The organism is Vibrio sp. YT-15, assembly GCF_033337445.1.
Classification (GTDB): Bacteria; Pseudomonadota; Gammaproteobacteria; order Enterobacterales; family Vibrionaceae; genus Vibrio; species Vibrio alginolyticus.
In genome coordinates this window covers 16,180-39,152 of record NZ_JAWOQR010000006.1, presented here as the reverse complement: position 1 = coordinate 39,152, position 22,973 = coordinate 16,180, and the positions used below count along the sequence as shown (strand labels likewise).

Annotated in this window: 21 protein-coding genes; 13 read left to right on the top strand and 8 right to left on the bottom strand. The window is 45.0% G+C overall.

The annotated features are described in order from the left end of the window. Positions 1–68 precede the first annotated feature (68 nt). Positions 69–1,214 carry a Na/Pi symporter gene (locus R7D93_RS13140; RefSeq protein ID WP_025768431.1) on the bottom strand — a complete coding sequence of 382 codons (1,146 nt, stop codon included), beginning with the start codon at positions 1,212–1,214 and terminating at the stop codon, positions 69–71. Positions 1,215–1,601: 387 nt separating this feature from the next. On the opposite strand from R7D93_RS13140, the gene nhaR reads away from it, so the two are divergent. Next, entirely contained in the window at positions 1,602–2,492 is an 891-nt protein-coding gene (gene nhaR, locus R7D93_RS13135) for a transcriptional activator NhaR (RefSeq protein WP_005381942.1), read from the top strand. Between the two features lie 288 nt (positions 2,493–2,780). Further along, positions 2,781–3,089 (top strand): ArsR/SmtB family transcription factor, encoded by a 309-nt coding sequence (locus R7D93_RS13130; protein ID WP_005381940.1) that lies wholly within the window; start codon positions 2,781–2,783, stop codon positions 3,087–3,089. A 304-nt stretch (positions 3,090–3,393) separates the two neighbouring features. On the opposite strand, the gene rpsT is transcribed toward R7D93_RS13130, so the two are convergent. Beyond that, entirely contained in the window at positions 3,394–3,654 is a 261-nt protein-coding gene (rpsT, locus tag R7D93_RS13125) for a 30S ribosomal protein S20 (RefSeq protein WP_005381938.1), read from the bottom strand. Between the two features lie 305 nt (positions 3,655–3,959). Here rpsT and murJ point away from each other — a divergent pair, with 305 nt between their 5' ends. The 6 genes from murJ to ispH all read left to right on the top strand — a co-directional run bounded on the left by murJ (position 3,960) and on the right by ispH (position 11,566). Then, positions 3,960–5,522 carry a murein biosynthesis integral membrane protein MurJ gene (murJ, locus tag R7D93_RS13120; RefSeq protein ID WP_005381936.1) on the top strand — a complete coding sequence of 521 codons (1,563 nt, stop codon included), beginning with the start codon at positions 3,960–3,962 and terminating at the stop codon, positions 5,520–5,522. A gap of 69 nt (positions 5,523–5,591) precedes the next feature. Beyond that, a complete protein-coding gene (gene ribF, locus R7D93_RS13115; RefSeq protein WP_137281725.1) occupies positions 5,592–6,527 on the top strand; it encodes a bifunctional riboflavin kinase/FAD synthetase in 936 nt (311 codons plus the stop codon). Positions 6,528–6,591: 64 nt separating this feature from the next. Beyond that, positions 6,592–9,420: an isoleucine--tRNA ligase gene (gene ileS, locus R7D93_RS13110; RefSeq protein ID WP_137281726.1), complete on the top strand. Its 2,829-nt coding sequence runs from the start codon at positions 6,592–6,594 to the stop codon at positions 9,418–9,420. A 73-nt stretch (positions 9,421–9,493) separates the two neighbouring features. Further along, positions 9,494–10,000 (top strand): signal peptidase II, encoded by a 507-nt coding sequence (lspA, locus tag R7D93_RS13105; protein ID WP_005385948.1) that lies wholly within the window; start codon positions 9,494–9,496, stop codon positions 9,998–10,000. Between the two features lie 144 nt (positions 10,001–10,144). After that, positions 10,145–10,576: an FKBP-type peptidyl-prolyl cis-trans isomerase gene (gene fkpB, locus R7D93_RS13100; RefSeq protein WP_005381922.1), complete on the top strand. Its 432-nt coding sequence runs from the start codon at positions 10,145–10,147 to the stop codon at positions 10,574–10,576. Between the two features lie 24 nt (positions 10,577–10,600). Next, complete coding sequence (ispH, locus tag R7D93_RS13095) at positions 10,601–11,566, top strand: 4-hydroxy-3-methylbut-2-enyl diphosphate reductase (protein WP_005381920.1); 966 nt, start codon at positions 10,601–10,603, stop codon at positions 11,564–11,566. 46 nt (positions 11,567–11,612) lie between these two features. Here ispH and R7D93_RS13090 read toward each other — a convergent pair whose 3' ends face one another. The 4 genes from R7D93_RS13090 to R7D93_RS13075 form a co-directional block, all read right to left on the bottom strand. Then, positions 11,613–12,086: a low molecular weight phosphatase family protein gene (locus R7D93_RS13090; RefSeq protein WP_064368997.1), complete on the bottom strand. Its 474-nt coding sequence runs from the start codon at positions 12,084–12,086 to the stop codon at positions 11,613–11,615. A gap of 71 nt (positions 12,087–12,157) precedes the next feature. After that, positions 12,158–12,886 (bottom strand): two-component system response regulator BtsR, encoded by a 729-nt coding sequence (gene btsR / locus R7D93_RS13085; RefSeq protein WP_005381917.1) that lies wholly within the window; start codon positions 12,884–12,886, stop codon positions 12,158–12,160. Between the two features lie 31 nt (positions 12,887–12,917). After that, on the bottom strand, positions 12,918–14,588 hold the full coding sequence (locus R7D93_RS13080) for a sensor histidine kinase (protein WP_005381915.1): 1,671 nt from the start codon (positions 14,586–14,588) through the stop codon (positions 12,918–12,920). 188 nt (positions 14,589–14,776) lie between these two features. Continuing rightward, positions 14,777–16,261: a carbon starvation protein A gene (locus R7D93_RS13075; protein WP_005381914.1), complete on the bottom strand. Its 1,485-nt coding sequence runs from the start codon at positions 16,259–16,261 to the stop codon at positions 14,777–14,779. 280 nt (positions 16,262–16,541) lie between these two features. On the opposite strand from R7D93_RS13075, the gene R7D93_RS13070 reads away from it, so the two are divergent. After that, positions 16,542–16,883, top strand: coding sequence for a DUF2799 domain-containing protein (locus R7D93_RS13070; RefSeq protein ID WP_005381912.1), 342 nt, complete (start codon positions 16,542–16,544; stop codon positions 16,881–16,883). Positions 16,884–16,997: 114 nt separating this feature from the next. After that, a complete protein-coding gene (locus R7D93_RS13065; protein ID WP_005381911.1) occupies positions 16,998–17,270 on the top strand; it encodes a hypothetical protein in 273 nt (90 codons plus the stop codon). A 51-nt stretch (positions 17,271–17,321) separates the two neighbouring features. Here the strand turns inward: R7D93_RS13065 and murQ are convergent, their stop codons facing one another. After that, on the bottom strand, positions 17,322–18,251 hold the full coding sequence (gene murQ, locus R7D93_RS13060; RefSeq protein WP_005381910.1) for an N-acetylmuramic acid 6-phosphate etherase: 930 nt from the start codon (positions 18,249–18,251) through the stop codon (positions 17,322–17,324). A 36-nt stretch (positions 18,252–18,287) separates the two neighbouring features. After that, a complete protein-coding gene (locus tag R7D93_RS13055) occupies positions 18,288–19,400 on the bottom strand; it encodes an anhydro-N-acetylmuramic acid kinase (protein ID WP_064377041.1) in 1,113 nt (370 codons plus the stop codon). A 99-nt stretch (positions 19,401–19,499) separates the two neighbouring features. On the opposite strand from R7D93_RS13055, the gene nagZ reads away from it, so the two are divergent. The 3 genes from nagZ to tyrA all read left to right on the top strand — a co-directional run bounded on the left by nagZ (position 19,500) and on the right by tyrA (position 22,916). Further along, positions 19,500–20,483 carry a beta-N-acetylhexosaminidase gene (nagZ, locus tag R7D93_RS13050; RefSeq protein WP_005381905.1) on the top strand — a complete coding sequence of 328 codons (984 nt, stop codon included), beginning with the start codon at positions 19,500–19,502 and terminating at the stop codon, positions 20,481–20,483. A gap of 207 nt (positions 20,484–20,690) precedes the next feature. Beyond that, positions 20,691–21,767, top strand: coding sequence for a 3-deoxy-7-phosphoheptulonate synthase (locus R7D93_RS13045; protein ID WP_213970531.1), 1,077 nt, complete (start codon positions 20,691–20,693; stop codon positions 21,765–21,767). A 21-nt stretch (positions 21,768–21,788) separates the two neighbouring features. Further along, positions 21,789–22,916, top strand: coding sequence for a bifunctional chorismate mutase/prephenate dehydrogenase (gene tyrA, locus R7D93_RS13040; RefSeq protein ID WP_213970530.1), 1,128 nt, complete (start codon positions 21,789–21,791; stop codon positions 22,914–22,916). Positions 22,917–22,973: the final 57 nt, after the last annotated feature.

Sequence of the window (22,973 nt, the reverse complement as noted above, 5' to 3'; positions counted from 1 at the left end):
GTTTAATTATCATAAAAAAGGCTCCACGATGTGGAGCCTAAACAATAAGCGATGGTATGTCGTTGTTGTTACGTTGTTAGGGCTAGAATTGCACCTGGTAGAATAACGAATACTGACATTAGGTAACCACCAACAACTGCTTTATTCTTAATAGCCATTTCAGAAATCATCTCAGCGCCTTTAACCGGAATCTCACGTAGGAATGGAATTCCAAAGATAAACAGCGTCGCCATGATGTTAAATACTAAGTGGACTAGAGCGATTTGTAGTGCGAATACTGCGAACTCTCCAGACACCGCTGTCGCTGCTAGTAGTGCCGTAATACAAGTACCAATGTTAGCACCCAGAGTGAAAGGGTAGATATCTCGTACTTTCAACACGCCAGTACCAACCAACGGAACCATTAAACTTGTCGTGGTTGAGGAAGATTGTACTAGAACGGTCACGATTGAGCCTGATACGATGCCGTGAATAGGACCACGACCGATGGCGTTTTTCAAAATTTCACGTGCGCGACCAACCATTAGGCTCTTCATTAATTTACCCATCACTGTGATTGCAACGAAGATAGTCGCAATACCCAAAGCAATAAGCATGACGCCGCCAACAGTATCACCGAAGGTAGAAAGTGGCTCTTTAATTGCGCCTACGACTGGCTTTGTAATTGGTTTAATAAAGTTGAAGCCTTTAATGCTCATATCACCAGTAGCAAGCAGTGGAGAAACAAGCCAGTGAGAAACTTTCTCTAAAATGCCGAACATCATTTCCAACGGAAGGAAAATAGCGACAGCAAGCAAGTTGAAGAAGTCGTGAATGGTTGCACTTGCAAATGCACGTTTGAACTCTTCTTTACAGCGCACGTGGCCAAGAGATACAAGCGTATTGGTCACTGTGGTACCAATGTTAGCACCCATCACCATAGGGATAGCGGTTTCTACAGGTAAGCCACCTGCAACCAAGCCTACAATAATAGACGTTACAGTACTTGAAGACTGAATTAAGGCTGTTGCCACCAAGCCGATCATTAGACCTGCAACTGGGTGTGCGGCAAATTCAAATAGCACCTTAGCTTGATCGCCAGTTGCCCATTTAAAGCCACTACCAACCATAGATACTGCTAGAAGAAGCAGATATAACATGAATGCCAAGTTAGCCCAGCGTAACCAACGAGCTGTGCTCGAAATTGGTGCCACTGTTGAAGTAGCTTGGTTCATCATAATTTTCTCCGTTGACCTTTCAGTTCATTTTTCGGTCTGTAGTTGAATCTGCGGGCGATGTTAGAGAACAAATATTTCAGTAATATTACAGATTTCTTGCTGTGAGAGATTTTTATTGTTCTTTTTGATAATGGCGTAAAAGAGGAAGAAAATTAATTTTTAACTTGTTGATTTTAATGGTTAAATTTTGATTTCGTTTTGTTTGGTTTTTGCGTTTTTTTTTGTAGAGAAAATGCGCCTCAGTTCAACTTTTATGACAGTGTTGACTTTATACTTTCGGTAAAACTTATGCTTTTGTAAGGTATTGTATGGTTTTGTCGAGTTTATTGTTTGTCTCTGTCACATTTGGTATAAAAAGTATCACTTTCTTTTCGGGACTCGATCATGTCACATCTAAACTACAACCATCTCTATTATTTCTGGATGGTGTGCAAACAGGGCTCTGTAACTAAGGCGGCTGACGCGCTCTTCCTGACACCGCAAACCGTGACAGGACAGATTAAAGCGCTTGAAGAGCGCATGAAAGGAAAGTTAACCAAGCGCAATGGTCGTACAGTTGAGCCCACTGAGTTAGGTCAGCTTGTGTTTAAGTACGCCGACCGGATGTTCGGTTTGAGTTATGAGATGTTAGATATCGTCAATTACAGCCAGCACTCGAACATTCTATTTGAAGTTGGTGTAGCCGATGCGTTATCTAAACGCTTGGTCAGTAAAGTACTGATGACGACCGTCCCGGAAGATAACAGTATTCATTTACGCTGTTATGAATCAACCCACGAACTGCTACTTGAACGCCTTTCTCAGCACAAGCTAGATATGATCCTTTCAGATTGTCCCGTTGATTCTACTCAAAGTCCTGGCCTTTATAGCAAAAAGTTAGGTGAAAGTAGCATGAGCTTTTTTGCTTCTTCTGAAATTGAAAATGTGCGATTCCCTGAGATCTTGGAACAAAAAAAACTTCTGATTCCCGCGAGCCGAACGGCTATGGGGCGTAAAGTTATTCAATGGTTTGATCGTCAAGGCCTTCAACCCAATGTGCTGGGGGAGTTTGATGATGTTGCGTTGATGAAAGCTTTTGCTCGGTACCACGATGATGTGATTTTCTTGGCACCGACCGTATACATGTCGGAGATTGAAGACGACCGAAATTTACAGCTAATTGGCCATGTCGATGGGCTAAAAGAAGAGTACTACGTGATTTTTGCGGAACGAATGATCCAACACCCCGCGGTAAAAAATGTTTGTGATGCTGATTTCAGTCAAATGTTTGAGTAAACCCGTATCGTTGCGTAAATAAATAGATTACTATCAATAAAAATATAATTCTAAATAATATCTAAGTAAGCAAGATACTTGTTTTAGTGAGCAAAACTATTAATTATTGATGGCGCACCAATTAAAATCCTTGGTGGATAATATTGGTGTATCACTAACAACTAAATTAGAGGTTCTAATAATGAAGACTCTGGAAGTGTATCTTGATTTTTTTAGATATATAAATCAGTGCAACACAACAAGCTGGCCAGGGTTGGAATAAGTAAGTTGTAGCTAGAGGTCCAACACATGAATCTACAAGAAATGGAGCAGAACTCCGCAAAAGCCGTCGTGTTGCTCAAAGCGATGGCAAACGAGAGACGCCTACAAATCCTTTGTATGCTGCATAACCAAGAGCTGTCCGTGGGAGAGCTGTGTGCAAAGTTAGAGCTAAGCCAGTCGGCATTATCTCAGCATCTTGCTTGGCTTCGCCGTGATGAGTTAGTCACGACAAGGAAAGAAGCACAAACGGTGTACTACACATTAAAGAGTGATGAAGTGAAAGCGTTAATAAAAACACTGCATAGTCTTTATTGTGCTGAGAGTGCTCAACATTAATTAAATAGTCCTAATATACTGCTCATCTTAGAGTGTGAATCTAACTTGTTGGAATATTTGAGAGTGGCGTTAAACTTTTGATGATAGGGTACTACTCATCGACCAATTTGCTTTGTTCTCAAGTGTTTTATTAGTGGTTTCTAGTTTGAGCGTTATATGGGTAATGAATAAGCTGATGTCTTTAAATGGGACATTCAGAAAAAGAAAAGCTGGCATTGCCAGCTTTTTTTATTAAGAAAATTTTGTAGATATAAAAAAACCGACACAAGGTCGGTTTTTTCTTCACTGTAAAATCAGGACTCTATTAAAGAGCTTTGATTTGTGCAGCGAAACGAGACTTATGGCGAGCTGCTTTATTCTTGTGAATAAGGCCTTTAGTTGCCATGCGGTCTAGGATAGGTGTAACTACAGCGAATGCAGCAGTTGCAGCTTCTTTGTCGCCTGCTTCGATAGCAGCAACAGTTTTCTTCATGTAAGTACGCATCATTGAGCGACGGCTAGCATTGTGCTGACGACGTTTCTCAGCTTGGATAGCGCGCTTCTTAGCAGATTTACTATTTGCCAAGGGTCTAACTCCCAAAAACTTAGTTCTGTGACAATTTAAGGGCGAGGAATATCCCTCATTTGCGCTTAAATGTCAAATGATTTGTGCAAAAACCGATCTAAGCCAAAACAAATTTTGGTAAGAGAGGTTATCGCGGTTAAGATGGCGGGGATTCTAACAGCATTTTTATACCAATGCTAATAATTATCCGCGAAAGGCACACTTATTCCTTACAACCCGCGGATAGATTTTTGACGTCTATTTGCAGCACCTGTCAGAGAAACAGTATAGGGTTAGCTGTCTTATGGTGATATTCCGAGGTTACAGTGAGTAAACGACTACTCAAGTCTGGCATGATCGTCAGTGCTATGACATTTATTTCCCGCGTTCTTGGCCTAGTTCGTGATGTTGTAGTGGCAAATTTAATGGGGGCAGGAGCAAGCGCAGACGTCTTTTTCTTCGCCAATAAAATTCCTAATTTTTTACGACGTTTGTTTGCTGAAGGTGCTTTTTCCCAAGCGTTTGTACCTGTTTTAACGGAAAGCCATGCTCAAGGCGACATGGATAAAACTCGGGAGCTCATTGCTCGTGCAGCGGGCACGTTGGGGGTGATAGTCTCAATTGTTACCATCTTAGGTGTTCTAGGTTCCGGTGTGGTGACTGCACTGTTTGGTTTTGGTTGGTTCCTAGACTGGATGCATGGTGGTCCCGCGGCTGAGAAGTTCGAACTTGCTAGCGTGATGCTCAAGATTACCTTTCCTTATTTATGGTTCATCACTTTTGTTGCCCTATCGGGAGCCATTCTTAATACACTAGGTAAGTTTGCGGTTTCTTCGTTTACTCCCGTCTTCCTCAACGTAATGATCATTTTGGCAGCATGGTTTATCTCGCCGCAGATGTCACAGCCAGAGATTGGTCTTGCCATCGGTGTTTTCCTTGGTGGTTTGGTTCAGTTCTTATTTCAAATCCCTTTCCTTATTAAAGCGGGGGTTATGGTTAAGCCAAAATGGGGCTGGCGCGATCCGGGCGTGGTGAAGATCCGAACCTTAATGATTCCTGCTTTGTTCGGTGTGTCGGTAAGCCAAATCAACTTGTTGTTTGATACTTTTATTGCCAGCTTTCTGCAAACCGGTTCGATCAGTTGGTTGTACTATTCAGATCGCTTGTTGGAATTCCCGTTAGGTCTGTTTGGTATTGCTATTGCAACGGTGATTTTACCAGCATTATCACGCAAACATGTTGACGCACAAAATGAAGGATTCGCACAAACCATGGACTGGGGGGTGCGCATGGTGATCTTACTTGGCCTTCCTGCAATGCTTGGTTTGATGGTACTGGCAAAACCTATGTTGATGGTGTTATTCATGCGAGGTGAGTTTTCGCCACAAGACGTACATCAAGCATCATTGTCACTCTTTGCTTACGCTTCAGGCTTGTTGAACTTTATGCTGATTAAAGTGCTTGCTCCGGGTTATTACTCGCGTCAAGACACCAAAACGCCAGTGAAATACGGCATCATTGCGATGGTGACCAACATGGTATTTAATGCAATTTTTGCGTACTTCTATGGCTACGTTGGCTTGGCTATCGCGACAGCACTATCGGCATTTGTGAATATGGCACTACTGTATCGTGGCCTGCACATCGCAGAGGTATACCAAATCACTAAGCGAACCGTCTTCTTTATTATACGTTTAGCTATTGCTGGCGCGGCGATGGTGGCGGCAATCTTATGGCAACTGGAAGATATGTCAGTATGGCTGGGCTGGAGCTTTGCTCACCGAAGCGCGGTGCTAGGGATGTTGATCGGTTTAGGAGCAGTGGTTTACCTAGTGGTTCTATTTTTAACTGGTGCGCGTTTAAAAGACCTAAAAGCTGGGACAGACTGAGGGTGATTAGTATATAATCCGTCAGTTTCACACAGTGTAAAGTAAAACAGAGGCAGAAAGCAGTATCCAATGGAACTGATTAGAGGCATTCACAATATCAACCCGCGACATCATGGTTGTGTGCTGACTATTGGCAATTTCGATGGTGTCCATAAAGGCCATCAACAAGTATTGCAGCAAGTGTCTGAGCAAGCGGACAGGCTATCCTTGCCTTCTGTTGTGATGACCTTTGAACCTCAGCCGATGGAGCTGTTTGCCAAAGACAAGGCACCTGCAAGGTTGACGCGATTACGCGATAAGTTCGTGCAATTGAGTAAGCTCGATATTGACCGCTTACTGTGTGTCAATTTCAATCGCTATTTTGCAAGTTTAACCGCGGAAGAGTTTATCCGTGACTTGTTGGTCGAGCGTTTGGGTGTTAAGTTTCTTGTCGTTGGTGATGATTTCTGCTTTGGCAAAGGCCGTACAGGTAACTTTGCAATGCTGCAGGAAGCAGGGGAAAAATACGGCTTTGATGTCGTAAGTACCCAGAGCTTTTGTTTACAACAATTACGTGTCAGCAGTACGGCTATCCGTCAAGCGCTGGCGCGTGACGATTTGCATTCCGCGCAACAGATGCTGGGAAGAAACTACAGCATCAGCGGTCGTGTTTCTCACGGAAGAAAGCTAGGTCGAACCATTGGGTTCCCTACTGCAAATATTCCTTTGAAACGCTGTGTTTCTCCGGTTTCCGGAGTCTATGTTGTTCAAGCGCTTGGCTTAGGAAATAAGCCAGTTGGTGGTGTTGCTAATATTGGTCAAAGACCAACCGTCAATGGTGTTCGCCAACAGTTAGAAGTGCACTTATTCGACTTTCATGCCAATTTATATGGCAAGCAACTAGAAGTGGAACTTTTGCATAAACTTCGAGATGAGCAAAAGTTTGAGTCGTTTGAAGCACTTAAACAACAAATCGAATTGGATGCTGAAGCAGCAAGGGTGTGGCTGCGTCAGCTTAAGCGTTGAGCGGTTTATTCCACCGTTCAACATAATGTCTAATTTTCGCCCAATATAACGGAATTAAGAATCGATGAGTGAGTATAAAGATACCCTGAACTTACCTGAAACAGGGTTTCCAATGCGCGGCAACCTGGCCAATCGTGAGCCAGAAATGCTTAAGCGTTGGTACAAAGAAGATCTTTACGGTGAAATCCGTAAAGCTAAGAAAGGCAAAAAGTCATTCGTATTGCACGATGGCCCTCCTTACGCAAATGGTGACATTCATATTGGTCACGCACTAAACAAGATTCTTAAAGACATTATTATTAAATCCAAAACACTTTCAGGTTTTGACGCACCTTACATCCCAGGCTGGGACTGCCACGGTCTACCAATCGAATTAATGGTAGAGAAGAAAGTAGGTAAGCCAGGCCAAAAAGTGACAGCAGCGGAATTCCGCGAGAAATGTCGTGAATACGCAGCAGGTCAGGTTGAAGGTCAGAAAGAGAGCTTCAAACGCCTTGGTATCATGGGTGAGTGGGACAAGCCATACCGCACTATGGATTTCGCAACTGAAGCGAACATTATTCGTGCTCTTGGTAAGATCGCAAGCAATGGTCACCTGCTAAAAGGTTTCAAACCTGTTCACTGGTGTACAGACTGTGGTTCTGCTCTTGCTGAAGCGGAAGTAGAGTACAAAGATAAAGTATCGCCATCTATCGACGTTCGTTTTAAAACGGCTGACGAAGCGGCACTATTGTCTAAGTTTGAACTGACAGAAGGTCATGAAGGTCACGGTGACGTATCTATCGTTATCTGGACAACAACACCTTGGACACTGCCAGCAAACCGCGCAGTATGTCTACGTGATGATCTAGAGTACGTGCTTATCCAAACAGAAGGCGACAACGCTGAGCGTATTATCGTTGCTGCTGAGCTGGCGAAAGACGTAATGGACCGTGCGGGTATCGAGCACTTCCACAACCTTGGCTTTGCTAAAGGTGCGGATCTAGAGCTGTCTCAATTCCAACACCCATTCTACGATTTCACTGTACCGGCGATCCTTGGTGATCACGTTACGACTGATTCAGGTACTGGTGTTGTTCACACTGCTCCTGGTCACGGTCAAGAAGACTTCGCGGTTGGTAACAAGTACAACCTAGAAGTAGCAAACCCAGTTGGCTCAAACGGTGTTTACCTACCAGATACAGAGCTATTTGCTGGTCAGCACGTATTTAAAGCGAACGATGCAGTAGTAGAAGTACTAAAAGAAAAAGGTGCACTACTACATCACCACGCTTACGAGCACAGCTACCCACACTGTTGGCGTCATAAGACTCCAATCATCTTCCGTGCTACACCTCAATGGTTCGTTTCTATGGACCAAGCTGGCCTACGTGCTAAAGCATTAGACTCAATCAAGAATGTAGAGTGGATGCCTGAGTGGGGTCAAAGCCGCATCGAAGGTATGATCGAAGGTCGCCCTGAGTGGTGTATCTCTCGTCAACGTACTTGGGGTGTGCCAATTGCTCTGTTTGTTCATAAAGAAACAGCAGAACTTCATCCAAACACGCTAGAGCTGATCGAGAAAGTCGCGAAGCTGGTTGAAGAGAAAGGCATTCAAGCATGGTGGGATGTAGATGCCGCTGAACTACTAGGTGCTGACGCTGACCAATACGAAAAAGTGCTAGATACGCTAGACGTATGGTTCGATTCAGGTGTTACTCACTTCTCTGTTGTTGATGCTCGTGAAGAGTACAACGGCAATAGTGCAGACCTATACCTAGAAGGTTCTGACCAACACCGCGGTTGGTTCCAGTCTTCTCTAATTTCATCTATTGCGATGAAAGACGAAGCACCTTACAAACAAGTACTGACACACGGTTTCGTGGTTGACGGTCAGGGTCGTAAGATGTCTAAATCTATCGGTAACGTGGTTGCGCCAAAAGACGTAACCAACAAGCTAGGTGCTGACATTCTTCGTCTATGGGTTGCTTCTACAGACTACACTGGTGAAGTTGCAGTTTCTGATGAAATCCTAAAACGTAGCGCAGATGCGTACCGTCGTATCCGTAACACAGCGCGTTTCTTCCTAGCTAACCTGAGCGGCTTCAACCCTGAAACAGACATCGTTCCTGTTGAAGAGATGGTTGCGCTAGATCGCTGGGCGGTTGGTCGTGCACTAGCAGCACAAGAAGAGATTGTTAAAGCATACGAAGAGTACAACACGCACGGTGTAACTCAGCGTCTAATGCAATTCTGTTCAATCGAAATGGGCTCTTTCTACCTAGACGTAATTAAAGACCGTCAGTACACAGCAAAACGTGGCGGCAACGCTCAACGTAGCTGTCAGACAGCACTTTACTACATCGTAGAAGCGCTAGTCCGTTGGATGGCGCCAATCATGTCGTTCACTGCAGATGAAATCTGGAACGAAATGCCAGGTCAACGCGACAAGTTCGTATTCACTGGTGAGTGGTTCGACGGCCTATTCGGTCTTGCTGAAGGTGAAGAGCTGAACAACGAATTCTGGACTGAGATCCAAGCGGTTCGTGGTGCGGTTAACAAACTTCTAGAAGATGCGCGTAAAGAGAAAACCATTGGTGGTGCACTACAAGCTGAAGTGACTCTATTTGCTGATGACGCACTAGCGGCGAAGATCAACAAACTTGAAGATGAACTGCGCTTTGTTCTACTAACCTCTGCGGCGAAAGTTAAGCCTCTAGGTGAGAAGACTGATGCAGCACAAGCGACGGATATCGAAGGCTTGTTTGTTGAAGTAGCAGCAGCTGAAGGCGAGAAGTGTGACCGTTGTTGGCACCACACGCCAGACGTAGGCACAATCGAAGGTCACGAGAAAATCTGTGGTCGTTGTGTGTCTAACGTAGACGGCGAAGGTGAAGTACGTAAATTCGCGTAATTGCCTAGAACGACTGAACTTTTTTTAAAATTAACAGCCCCAGTATTTACTGGGGCTGTTTGTAGGTAAAGTAATGAGTGAAAAAGCACTGACGTTAAAGCAATCTGGAGTTCGCTGGCTGTGGTTAGCAATTCTGGTATTTATTGCAGATATTGGCATCAAATTGGTGGTGATGGACAACATGGGCTACGGATGGGCAAACCGAATTGAGGTGTTGCCATTCTTCAACCTACTTTACGTTCATAACTACGGTGCCGCTTTCAGCTTCTTGAGCGATCAAGCTGGTTGGCAGCGCTGGTTATTTACAGGTATCGCGTTTGTTGTGACGGGTCTTTTGACCTACTGGATGAGTAAGCTTCCAGCAAAAGAAAAATGGAACAACATTGCTTATGCACTGATTATTGGTGGTGCAGTGGGCAACGTGTTTGACCGCGTCGTTCATGGCTTTGTTGTTGATTACCTAGACTTCTTCTGGGGTAACTACCACTGGCCAGCATTCAACCTTGCTGACATGGCGATCTGTATTGGTGCGGCAATGATTATTCTGGATGGCTTCCGTAAAAAAGACGCTGACAAGTAATCTTTTGCGGTATATCGAATAACCCTAAGCGTCGTCCGTTGATTCGAGCGACGCTTTTTATTATGTTGGAGCGCCAATCAGCATATCAATGTATAAAAAGACCAAGCTGACAGCGTAATAACCCAAGAACAAGGAAGCATTAACGTGACAACAATAACCAATGAATCGGTAGTAACCCTTCACTTTACGATTAAAATGAAAGACGGATCGGTTGCAGATAGTACTCATAACATGGGTAAACCAGCGAAGTTTGTTATGGGTGATGGCAGCTTGAGTGAAAACTTTGAGCAATGCTTGATCGGCCTCGAAACAGGCGCACAAAAAGCGATTGAGCTAAAGGCAGAAGACGCGTTTGGTATGCCAAACCCTGATCATATTCACTATATGGATCGCACTAAATTTGTAGGTGATGCAGAAGTGGAAGTTGGTACAATCATGGCCTTCAGTGGCCCTGATGGCATGGAAATCCCAGGCATCATTACTGAGATTGCTGGCGACTCAGTAACTGTGGACTTCAACCATCCACTCGCGGGACAAGACGTGACTTTCGAAGTTGAAATTTTGTCAGTAGAATAGCGAACCAAATAAAAGATAACTTCCATGAGCAATGAAATGAAAATCCTGTTAGCTAACCCACGTGGTTTCTGTGCTGGTGTTGACCGCGCGATTAGCATCGTAGAGCGTGCGCTAGAGATGTATCAGCCACCGATTTATGTGCGTCATGAAGTGGTGCATAACCGTTTTGTGGTTGAAGGTCTAAAACAGCGTGGTGCTATCTTCGTTGAAGAACTGCACGAAGTGCCAGACAACAACATTGTGATTTTCTCCGCTCATGGTGTATCGCAGGCAGTTCGTCAGGAAGCCAAGCAGCGTGATTTGACCGTATTTGACGCAACGTGCCCTTTAGTAACCAAAGTGCATATGGAAGTGGCGCGTGCGAGCCGTCGTAATATGGAAGTGGTTCTGATTGGTCACGCAGGTCACCCTGAAGTCGAAGGTACGATGGGGCAATACGCCAGTGAAACCGGTGGTATGTACTTGGTTGAAACTCCAGCCGATGTTGAGAAACTGAAGGCGATTGTGAAAGATCCATCCGATCTTCATTACGTAAGCCAAACGACGCTTTCTGTCGATGAAACTGCCGATGTTATCGAAGAGCTACGCCGCGTGTTCCCAGATATCCAAGGTCCACGTAAAGACGATATCTGTTATGCGACACAAAACCGCCAAGATGCCGTACGTGAATTAGCTGGTGACGTAGATGTGATGGTTGTGGTGGGTTCTAAAAACTCATCAAACTCTACACGTCTTAAAGAGCTAGCTGAAAAGCTAGGGACACCTGGCTACTTAACCGACTGTCCGGAAGATATCAAACCTGAGTGGTTCGAAGGCAAAACAAAGGTCGGCGTGACTGCGGGAGCATCTGCTCCGGAAGAGCTCGTTAATCAGATTCTAGAGCGAATCAAAGAACTCGTTGGTGCCGAAGCGGTTGATGAAGTACTTGGTCGCGAAGAGAATATGTTCTTTGAAGTACCTAAAGAACTGCAAATCAAGCAAGTGGATTAATCTCCATTTATCGAATATTCAAAAGGCGACCTGTGGGTCGCCTTTTTTACATCTCTCTTAACTCATTTAGGTAATCACGAATTTGGTCTTTTCCTAAACCATCGATAATCATATCAGACATCTTCGTGATTCTTCGCTCAAGCGATTGAGCAACCTTTTCGCAATGTGCGTACATGTCTTCATCAGAACCATCGGTCGGAAAAGCATCAACTTGCCAGTTTACTCGAACACCACCTGCAAGCCACTGAGGAGCGGTTTCTTGATGTAAAGAATCACAGAGAATAATAACGATGTCGGGAAGAAACTGAGTTCGCTCCTCCCATGAATGTGTGTGGATATGCGGAATGGGGAGTTGGTGGTCATCTAAATATTTTTGCACCACTGGGTGCACCTTGCCTGTGGGATGTGAGCCTCCACTGGTGACACTAAAATCTGCTGACAGGATATTGGTTGCGATTGACTCCGCGAGGACGCTTCGTCCAGCGTTGTGCTTACATATGAATAAAACTTTATACATCATCGCCTCGTCTTTTCAGAGCGTCCTATTTATACGCTAGCGGAAACTCAGCGATGATGTGTGAAGTTTTTGTGTTAGTGGCTAATGCCGAGCATCTCTTTGAGCACCTTTAAGTAGCGGCGGCTTACTGGTATCTCAAAGCCTGTTTTGGTGATGATTTCCGCTAACCCATTTTCCAGTAACTTGATTTCGCTAATCGCTTTAATACTGACTAAGTATTGACGATGGCAGCGGACTAGAGGGGTTTTCTCTTCCAACGTTTTTAATGTCAGTTGGGTGCTCGCGGTTTGGCTGGTGGAGCGTACATGCACGCCGCTGATATCACTGTAAGCACATTCCACCGTGTCGGTGGCCATGATAACGATGCGGTTGTGTCCGATGCACGGTATCTGATCTAAAGTGTCAGGCGTAATAGCAGACAGTTGTTGCGTTAGGGCGGATTGGCTAATGACTTTGTTTAGTCGTTTGACCGTTTTAGTTAACCGGCATGGGTCGACAGGTTTGAGCAAGTAATCAAAGGCATTGTCTTCAAATGCTTGAATCGCATACTGATCATAAGCCGTGACAAAAACCACATAAGGCATGGTTTCTGGATCAAGCATCCCAAGTAGTTCAATCCCCGTGACTTGAGGCATTTGGATATCGAGAAACACCACATCAGGCTTAAGTTCATTGATTTTTTTTAGGCCAAGGATTGCGTTTGAGGCATCGCCCACGACCTCAACTTGGCCTGTTTCATCCAGTAACTCTGCTAGCTCTTCACGAGCAAACTGTTCATCATCAATGACGAGTGCGGTTAACATCCAACATTACCTTTATTGCTTCAGCGTGCTTTTATGATTTTGGGGGAATGATAAAGCTCATTTTAGTAAATTGATGTGGCTCGCACGTAATTTTTAGCGCTGCATCACGTCCAAATTGATTAGTGAGACGTTTGTCGACAATTTCTAAACCTAGCCCTGAGTGGTTTTCTTTTGGCGGTTCAAAACTGCCTGCGTTGTCTTCGACGGTAATCAAGTGACCTTGTGGGTGTGCTTCGCTGTATATATGAACTTTACCACCTTCAAGCATGTTTGAAATGCCATGCTTAATGGCATTCTCAACCAAAGGCTGGAGTGTAAAGCTTGGTAATTTGATGTCCAGCAATTCAGGTTGAATATCGATTTCAACCTCTAAGCGGTCCGTAAAACGCGCTTTTTCGATGCTCAAGTACGAGTTCACATGTGCAAGCTCTTCCTTTAGCGTCACGGTATTAATGTTCTGCTTTAAATTGCTGCGGAAGAAGTGCGATAAATTTTGGATTAGCTCGCGCGCTTTGTCAGGGTCACGACGAGTAATCGCACTAATAGTATTGAGTGCATTAAACAAAAAGTGTGGATTCACCTGAGCGTGAAGCAATTTTATTTCTGCTTGGGCGAGTAAGGCTTGTTGTTGTTGGTAATCGCCATAAAGGATTTGGCTAGATAGAAGCTGGGCTATTCCTTCCGCCATCGACATGTTGGCCGTCGAGAACAATTTACGCTTCGGTTCATACAGCTTTATGGTACCAATGACCTCTTTCCCTGCACGCAGTGGGATGATCAGCGCAGATCCGAGCTTGCAATCTTTTGCAATGGAGCATTGGTATGGACGCTCCGCGCCATCAAGATAAATGATGTCGTTTTTCTCCATGGAGTCTAATGTGCTTTGCGATGAAATCGGCGTGTTTGGTTTATGGTGATCATCGCCAATGCCCACAAACGCTAAGATTTTTTCTTGGTCAGTAATCGCGACAGCGCCCACTTTGGTTTCTTCGTAAATAATACGCGCGATTTTCTCTGCGTTTTCGGTGTTGAAGCCGTTGCTTAGAATTCCCACTGAGCGATCAGCAATGGTGAGCGCTCGACGCGAAAACGTCGCAGAAAACTTTTCAAAGATTGCTTTTCTGTCTTGCAGGATACTCATGAACAACGCCGCACCAAATGAGTTCGCGATGATCATAGGCGCTGCAATAGCGGACACCAGTTCATAGGCTTGATCAAAAGGTTTCGCGACGGCGAGCAGCAAAATCATTTGCACCACTTCTGCAACAAACGTGACGCTGAATACAACGCTTGGATTAAACAGCAATGCGCCTTTATTTCGCTTGATAAGGTAAACGTGGAGCAAGCCACCAATTACGCCCTCGGCGGTGGTTGAAATTGCACAGGCGAGGTCAGTAAAGCCACCAAGAGAGTATCGATGAATGCCACCAGTAAATCCGACGGCGAAACCTACAACAGGTCCACCAAACAGCCCGCCCATAACTGCGCCGATCGCACGAGTATTGGCAATAGCATCGTTGATGTGCAGACCGAAATAGGTGCCGAGAATACAAAAGCCAGAGAAGAGTACGTAACAAATTAGGCGGTGGCTTAAGCGCGAAGAAATACTCAGCAAAGGTAAGATGATTGGCGTTTTACTTAGCATGTAAGCCAAAACTAAGTACACACACATCTGTTGTAAAAGGGAGATGACCAGTTCCATAATGAACCTAACCTAGAATCAATGTTGTTATTGTATACCTAAGTAACCTCAAGATGCTTGGCTCAGATAGATAAGAACAGCTAAGTAAATGATGCTGTGCTTTCTGAGTCTTAAAGTGACTTGGGTATAAAACAAAAAGAGCCTGCAATTGGCAGGCTCCTATCTTAGTCACTCAGATGTGACGAGTATTACGCTGTTTCTGATACGGCTTGTGGTTTCTCTTCGTCAGCCAGTTCAGTTTCACCTTTACCCTTAGAGGTTTTGATAACGTAACCTGTCACAGCTAGGGCAAACACAATACCTACGATAGTTGATAGTTGCATTGGCAGACCAAAACCTAGCGAGCTGTTGTTTAAGATGAACGTGACACATACCGTGGTCATGAAGATAGCTGGGATAGTGGTAATCCAGTGCAGCTTGTTGTGACGCAGTAGGTAAGCGGACGCAGTCCAAAGCATCATTACCGCTGTTGTTTGGTTTGCAAAACCGAAGTAGCGCCAGATAATGCCGAAGTCTACTTGAGTTAAGATACCGCCGATAACGAACAGTGGAAGTGCCATCAGTAGACGGTTACGTAGCGTTTTTTGTTCCATGTTGAAGTATTCAGCAAGGATCAAGCGGCTTGAACGGAACGCTGTATCGCCAGACGTAATTGGTAGGATAACCACACCCAGGAACGCAAGGATACCACCGAACACACCTAGCAGACCAAATGATGCGCTGTATACCACGTTACCAGGGCCACCGTTTTTCACAGCTTCTGATAGAGCGTCTAGAGAGCCGAAGAAAGACAGAGCGATAGCACACCAAATTAGCGCGATAACACCTTCACCAATCATTGCACCGTAGAATACGAAGCGACCGTTTTTCTCATTTTCCATACAACGCGCCATCAGTGGAGACTGAGTTGCGTGGAAGCCAGAGATAGCGCCACATGCGATAGTGATGAACAATGCAGGCCATAACGGCATGTCATTTGGGTTGAGGTTAGAGAACATGTCCGAAACTTGGAAGTCACCCATTACTGTGTGTTCGCTAGAGAAAGCAACGGCTGTCATTAGACCAACAGACATAAAGATAAGTAGGGCGCCAAACAGTGGGTAGAAACGACCAATGATTTTATCGACAGGAACAATCGTCGCAATGATGTAGTAAGCAAAGATAGCAATAACCATTGTAGTCATGCTTACGCTCAAGCTTGTTTGATCATTGATGAGGTTAGTAATCATGCCAGCAGGGGCTGAAACGAACACTACGCCAACTAGAAGCAATAGGACAATGGCAAAAATATTCATAAAGTGTTTTGCGCCATTACCTAGGTAGCGACCTGTAATGGTAGGTACAGATGCACCGCCGTTACGCACTGAAAGCATGCCTGAGAAGTAATCGTGTACTGCACCAGCAAAAATACAACCGACTACAATCCAAAGCATCGCCGCAGGACCGTATAGTGCCCCCATGATCGGGCCAAAAATTGGACCAACACCTGCGATGTTAAGTAGTTGAACTAGGTAAACTTTCTTTGTTGACATTGGAACGAAGTCAACACCGTCCGATTTGGTGTGAGCTGGCGTTTGGCGTTTTTCATTGATGCCGAAAATCTTCTCGACGAAAGCACCGTAGATGAAGTATCCGCCGATTAGGGCTGCGACACAGGTTAGAAACCACATCATAGCAATTGTCCTTGGTCTTAGTTGGGTAGGGTAATTTTTTAATCTCAGGATGCATGTTATGCGTCACTTGTGTTAAATGCATTCGGTTAGTAGATGAGTGGTCGAATAGAGCACTGAGTGGTCGATATGCTGCTTGAGCGGTTTTTAAAAATGGCGAAAGGTTGATGACAGTCTTGAGCGGCTGATTTGAGTCATCAGTGGTTAAATCTGCAAGCTCAGCGGCAAGCGCCAATAATTAGTGGTAAGCTTATTTTTGAAAACAATTACTTAAGGAAGAACCATGAAAAAGGTAACGGTAGGTCTGGCACTGGCTTTACTTGCAGGATGCACAGCAACGACAGCAGATCTTGCCAAGTCGGGAGATTGGCATCAGATCGGATATCAAGATGGCATAACCGGACACACATCGCGCACGATGAGCGAGCTTCGTGAGTTGGGTAGTGTTAAGCAAAGTGACTACGACCAAGGTTATTTAGAAGGTTTACGTGAGTACTGTAACCCTGCTTTTGCGTATCAAATGGGGTTATCTGGTCAGTATTACGAAGGGGTTTGTGAAGGTACTGAGCAAGCGCAAAAATTCCGCATGGAATGGCAACGTGGTTGGAATGAATACTCAAATTAATAGTCAATAAAGCCGTTGTTACACTGTCTGCATCACATAAATGTGGCAAAATCTTCCTTATTAAACTATGTTCATACTGCTTGATAGTGAGCACAGAAAAAAAGGAATCACATTATGTCAACGCAAATGGCTGGTGGCTGGAGTCCATTTCATGAACTCACAGCAGAGAATAAAGAAGTATTTGCTAAAGGTATCGAGGGGTTTGTCGGTGTCAAATACTCCCCTTTGGTTGTGGCTACTCAAGTCGTAGCCGGACAAAACTATGCGTTTTTCTGTAATGCAGAAGTTGTCTACCCTGGAGCACAACCATACCCAGCAATGGTTCATATGTTCAGTGACCTTGAAGGTAAAGTCGGTATTACTCACATTGAACGATTAAACTACTAAATTAAGCCATAAAAGGCGCCTGACTTTTAAATAAGTGAGGCGCTTTATTGATTAAGATTGATTAGTTTGCGCGATCACGACTTTTCTTAAATATCCTTGCTTGGCGTTCAGTTGCTCAGTCGCGCTTTCTCTATCCAGCCCGGTTAAAATCATCAAAATCGCTAACTTGGCGTCGTAGTCCGTTTCTTTGAGCGCCGTTTTAGCCTCTTGGTTAGTACAATCTGTTGCTTGCATAACAATACGAGCCGCTCTTGCAACTAGCTTTGCATTCGTCGCTTTCACATCTACCATTAAGTTCTGATAACTTTTGCCCAGGCGAATCATGCTTGCGGTAGTGAGCATGTTTAGTACGAGTTTTTGTGCCGTCCCTGATTTTAAGCGAGTGGACCCCGTTAACGCTTCAGGTCCAACAACGGGGCTAATCGCAATATCGGCAATATCTGCAATCGGAGAGTCAGGGTTACAAGATAGTGCTACAGTGGTGGCACCAAGCTCGTTCGCATACTCTAAGCCACCAATCACGTAAGGTGTTCGTCCACTTGCCGCAATACCAACGACGACATCGCGTTGTGTTAGCGTATTCTCTTTAAGATCTTGCTCGCCTAATGTAGGGTCGTCCTCCGCCCCTTCTTTTGCACGGAACATTGCCTCTTTTCCACCGGCAATAATACCAACGACCATCTCTGGATCTGTGCCAAAAGTTGGTGGGCATTCTGAAGCGTCCAAAACGCCAAGTCGACCACTGGTACCCGCACCGATGTAAAACAACCGACCTCCGACCTTAAATGCTTCCGTGATCTTATCAACGGCTTCAGCGATCTCAGGCAATACTTTTTCAACGGCAAGAGGAACGAGTTTGTCCTGTTGGTTGATGCGTTGAACAATATCGAGAGAAGGCAGCAAGTCGATGTCCATGGTGTCTGGATTTCGCCCTTCAGATACCAGATGGGATAAAGCTGCGATAAGTGCATCGTTCGTCATAATGAATTAAGCCTTTTTGTTTAGGATCTATTGCCCTTAATTTTTTGAATAGAGTACACCCAGTGAAGCGAGACGACTTGCCCCCGTAACTTCCGGTAAGTTGCTGGGGAGGCCGTGAATATGGCGCTGCGCAAGCCAAGCAAACGCCATTGCTTCCATGTAATCGCCATCAACACCTTTTTCTGCCGTTGTCGCAACGCTCCATTGTGGCAATAACTTGGCCAGTCGTTGCATCAAAAGCGGGTTTCTTGCTCCACCGCCACAGACCAATAGTTGAGGTGTGATGCCATGAGAAAACTTGTCGACTTCGTTGGCAATGGTAATTGCAGAATACTCGCAAAGTGTACGTTGTACGTCTTCGATTGGTAACTTGTGATGGACCATTTGTTGATGCAGCCAGTCAATATTGAACAGTTCTCGTCCGGTACTTTTAGGGGCTGGCATGGTGAGGTAAGCTTCTTTGAGTAATTGAGTCAACAAAGTAGCGTTTACCGTTCCTTTAAGTGCAAATTGTGCATCTTCGTCGAAGCTTTGCCCTTTATGCAGCGCACACCATGCGTCCATCAACATATTGCCCGGGCCTGTGTCATAGCCAATGACTGGTTGTTCTGGATGCAGTACAGAGATATTGGCAATGCCTCCAATGTTAAGCACCACAGTTGTGGAATCCTGCATCGCAAAAATGCTTTTATGGAAAGCAGGGACGAGTGGGGCACCTTGTCCACCTAGCGCCATGTCTTTACGACGAAAATCCGCTACCGTATCAATGCCTGTCTTGACCGCGATAATGTTGGCATCGCCCAATTGAGTGGTAAACGGCAAGTTTCCGGTAGGCTGATGGAACACTGTTTGACCGTGATTACCAATCGCACGAATTTGCTCTGCGACGTAACCAGACTTATTGAGCAGCTGTAACACAGCATCTGCAAATAGGTGGCCGAGCTGATGGTCAAGTTCACCTATGGCTTTTAAATTTGTTGCTTGACCGGTACAAACAGATAACAGCATGTCTTTTAGTGCTGCGGGCATTGGGTAGTCGTCGTGCGCAATCAGGCGAACATGCTCATCGCTTATTTCAACTAGAGCGGTATCAACACCATCCATACTCGTTCCAGACATCACACCAATGTATAGTTCGTTAAATTTCATAGCCGATCTCGTCAATTCTTCATTCACTTATTGTAAAGCAAATCTGAAGCGAATAACCTCATCGAATACGAGATATTCAGCCGATTTTGAGGAGAAAACATGGGACCGTTATGGGTTGACGTTGCGGGGTATGAACTGACCGCTGAAGACAAAGAAATCTTGGAGCATCCTACGGTTGGTGGCTTAATTCTATTTGCTCGCAACTATCATGATAGCGAACAGCTTCAAGCACTTACTCAATCCATCCGAAAGGCGGCTAAGCGCCCGTTTTTGATCGGTGTGGATCAAGAAGGCGGCCGAGTGCAGCGCTTTCGTGAAGGTTTCTCATTAATTCCTGCTGCTGATGAGTACGCTAAACATCAAAATGGTGAAGAGCTTGCTCGTATGGGCGGTTGGTTAATGGCAGCAGAGCTGATTGCCCATGATATTGATTTAAGCTTTGCCCCGGTACTTGACCAAGGCCATCAATGTAAAGCGATCGGTAACCGCGCATTCGGTGAAGATGCCGATACCATTCTTCGCTATAGCACTGCATATATGCAGGGAATGAAGAGTGTTGGCATGGCAACGACAGGCAAGCACTTCCCTGGACATGGTGGCGTGATTGCAGACTCACATCTAGAAACACCATACGATGAGCGCAGTGATATTTTTGAACAAGATATGGCGATCTTCAAAGCGCAAATTGATGCCGGTATTTTAGATGCCATGATGCCTGCTCACGTGATTTTCCCACATTATGATGCTCAACCAGCCAGCGGTTCTGAATACTGGTTAAAACAGGTCCTGCGTCAGCAATTGGGTTTTAAAGGTTTGGTTTTTTCGGATGACTTGACCATGGAAGGCGCTGCGATTATGGGCAGCCCAGCCGAGCGAGGTGCTCAAGCATTGAGAGCTGGTTGCGATATGTTGTTAATGTGTAATAAACGAGAAGCGCACGTTGAGGTATTAGACAACTTACCGGTTTCAACCGTGCCACTCGCGGATGGATTACTGAAAAAACAGTCATTTTCTCCAAGCGAACTTAAGCTATCTCAAGAGTGGAAAGCGGCGAGTGAAGCGATGAAACGCTTGACTAGCTAAACCTCTTGTAAAAGATTCAAAACAGCGATGAGAAGCCAAAGTTAATTATACTTTGGCTTTTTATTTAACTGTAAACCTAGGTTTACACTAAATGTTTTTTATTCTGTACGCTTGTTTTTCTTTTTTAGCCTGTTATCTTGTCGTTAAAGCTTAGTTGTCTCACCAAAGGTTTGGTTGGGTGTAAAAATAAATATACAGGTTAGAGTTATGCAGAAAAGTGAGTTGAGCAATATTAATATTATCGAAGAACAGGTTCTTATTACTCCGGAGGAACTAAAAACCAAGCTTCCTTTGAGTGAAAAAGCACGTCGCTTTATTCAAGAGTCTCGTCAAACTATCGCTAATATTATTCACAAGAAGGATCACCGCCTGCTTGTTGTATGCGGTCCATGTTCTATCCACGACGTAGAAGCGGCGAAGGATTACGCAAAGCGACTTAAAGCACTCTCTGAACAACTAAGTGACCAACTGTATATTGTTATGCGTGTTTACTTTGAGAAGCCGCGCACCACGGTCGGCTGGAAAGGCCTGATCAATGACCCACACCTAGACGGCAGTTTCGATATTGAACACGGTCTGCATGTTGGACGCGAACTTCTGGTGGAGTTGGCAGAGATGGAAATCCCGCTCGCGACTGAGGCTCTAGACCCAATTAGCCCACAATACTTGGCGGATACTTTTAGCTGGGCAGCCATCGGTGCTCGTACGACGGAGTCACAAACTCACCGTGAAATGGCAAGCGGCCTGTCTATGCCAATCGGTTTTAAGAATGGCACGGATGGCAGTTTGGCAACCGCAATTAACGCGATGCAAGCTGCGTCCTCTAGCCACCGTTTTATGGGAATTAATCGTGAGGGACAAGTCGCACTATTAACCACCCAGGGCAATGCTAATGGACATGTGATCTTACGTGGCGGCAAGCAAACTAACTACGATTCGGTATCAGTCACTGAGTGTGAGCAAGAGATGGCGAAATCTGGTCTTGATGCTTCATTAATGGTGGATTGCAGTCACGCCAACTCACGTAAAGATTACCGTCGCCAGCCACTAGTCGCGGAGGATGTGATTCATCAAATCCGTGAAGGCAATAAATCTATTATCGGTCTTATGATTGAAAGCCATATCAATGAAGGAAATCAATCTTCTGACTTAGCTCTTGAAGAGATGAAATACGGTGTATCTATCACTGACGCATGTATCAATTGGGATTCAACTGAGGCACTATTATGTCATGCACATGAAGAGCTAGTGCCTTTCTTAGAAAATCGTCTAAAGGCTAATTAATACAGGATTTAAGGAACATCAATGGCAGTTGAACTTAACGCATTACGCGATCAGATTGATGCAGTCGACAAGCAAATGTTGGAGCTATTGGCTCAGCGTTTAGCGCTCGTAGAGAAAGTTGGGGAAGTAAAAAGCGAACATGGTTTGCCAATTTATGCTCCAGACCGCGAAGCGGCGATGTTAGCTTCTCGTCGCGCTGAAGCTGAAAAAATGGGAATTCCTCCACAGCTTATTGAAGATATTCTGCGTCGAACAATGCGTGAGTCTTATGCCAGCGAGAAAGATTCCGGTTTTAAGTGTTTGAACCCTGATTTACGCTCAATTGTTATTATTGGTGGTAATGGTCAATTGGGTGGCCTGTTTGGGCGTATGTTCAAATTGTCGGGCTATCAGGTCAAAGTTCTCGGCAGTAAAGACTGGGATCATGCGGATGAGATTCTAGACAACGCGGGTTTAGTCGTGGTCACGGTGCCGATTCATCTAACGGAAGGGGTGATCGAAAAACTGGGGAATTTGCCGCAAGACTGTATTCTGTGTGACCTGACTTCTATCAAGTCGAAGCCTCTGCAAGCAATGTTGAATGTGCACCAAGGTCCTGTAGTTGGTTTACACCCAATGTTTGGCCCAGATGTTCCGAGCCTTGCCAAGCAGGTTATTGTGTACTGTGATGGTCGTGGTCACGAGCATTACCAATGGCTATTGCAACAGTTTGGAATTTGGGGCGCAAGCTTGTGCCAAATCGATGCACAAGAGCACGATCATGGCATGACGTTGATTCAGGCGTTGCGCCACTTCACGTCGTTTGCTTACGGTATGCACCTAAGCAAAGAGAACCCGAACATCGATCAGTTGTTGAAGTTAAGCTCGCCAATCTACCGCCTTGAATTGGCGATGGTGGGACGACTGTTTGGTCAGGATCCGAACTTGTACGGTGATATCATTTTCTCTTCTCAAGAGAATATCGATATGATCAAGCGATTCCATCAGCGTTTAGGTGATGCGGTAGCGATTCTGGATAGCAGAGACAAAGCGCGATTCATCGAAAGCTTTAAGCAGGTGAGTGATTGGTTTGGTACTTATTCTCAACAATTTATGAATGAGAGCCAAAACTTACTCAAACAGGCGAATGATAATATTCATCGCGGCTAATCACGGGTCATTTAGCCGTGCAGAGTCCGAAACAAAAAGAGCAGCGTAAGCTGCTCT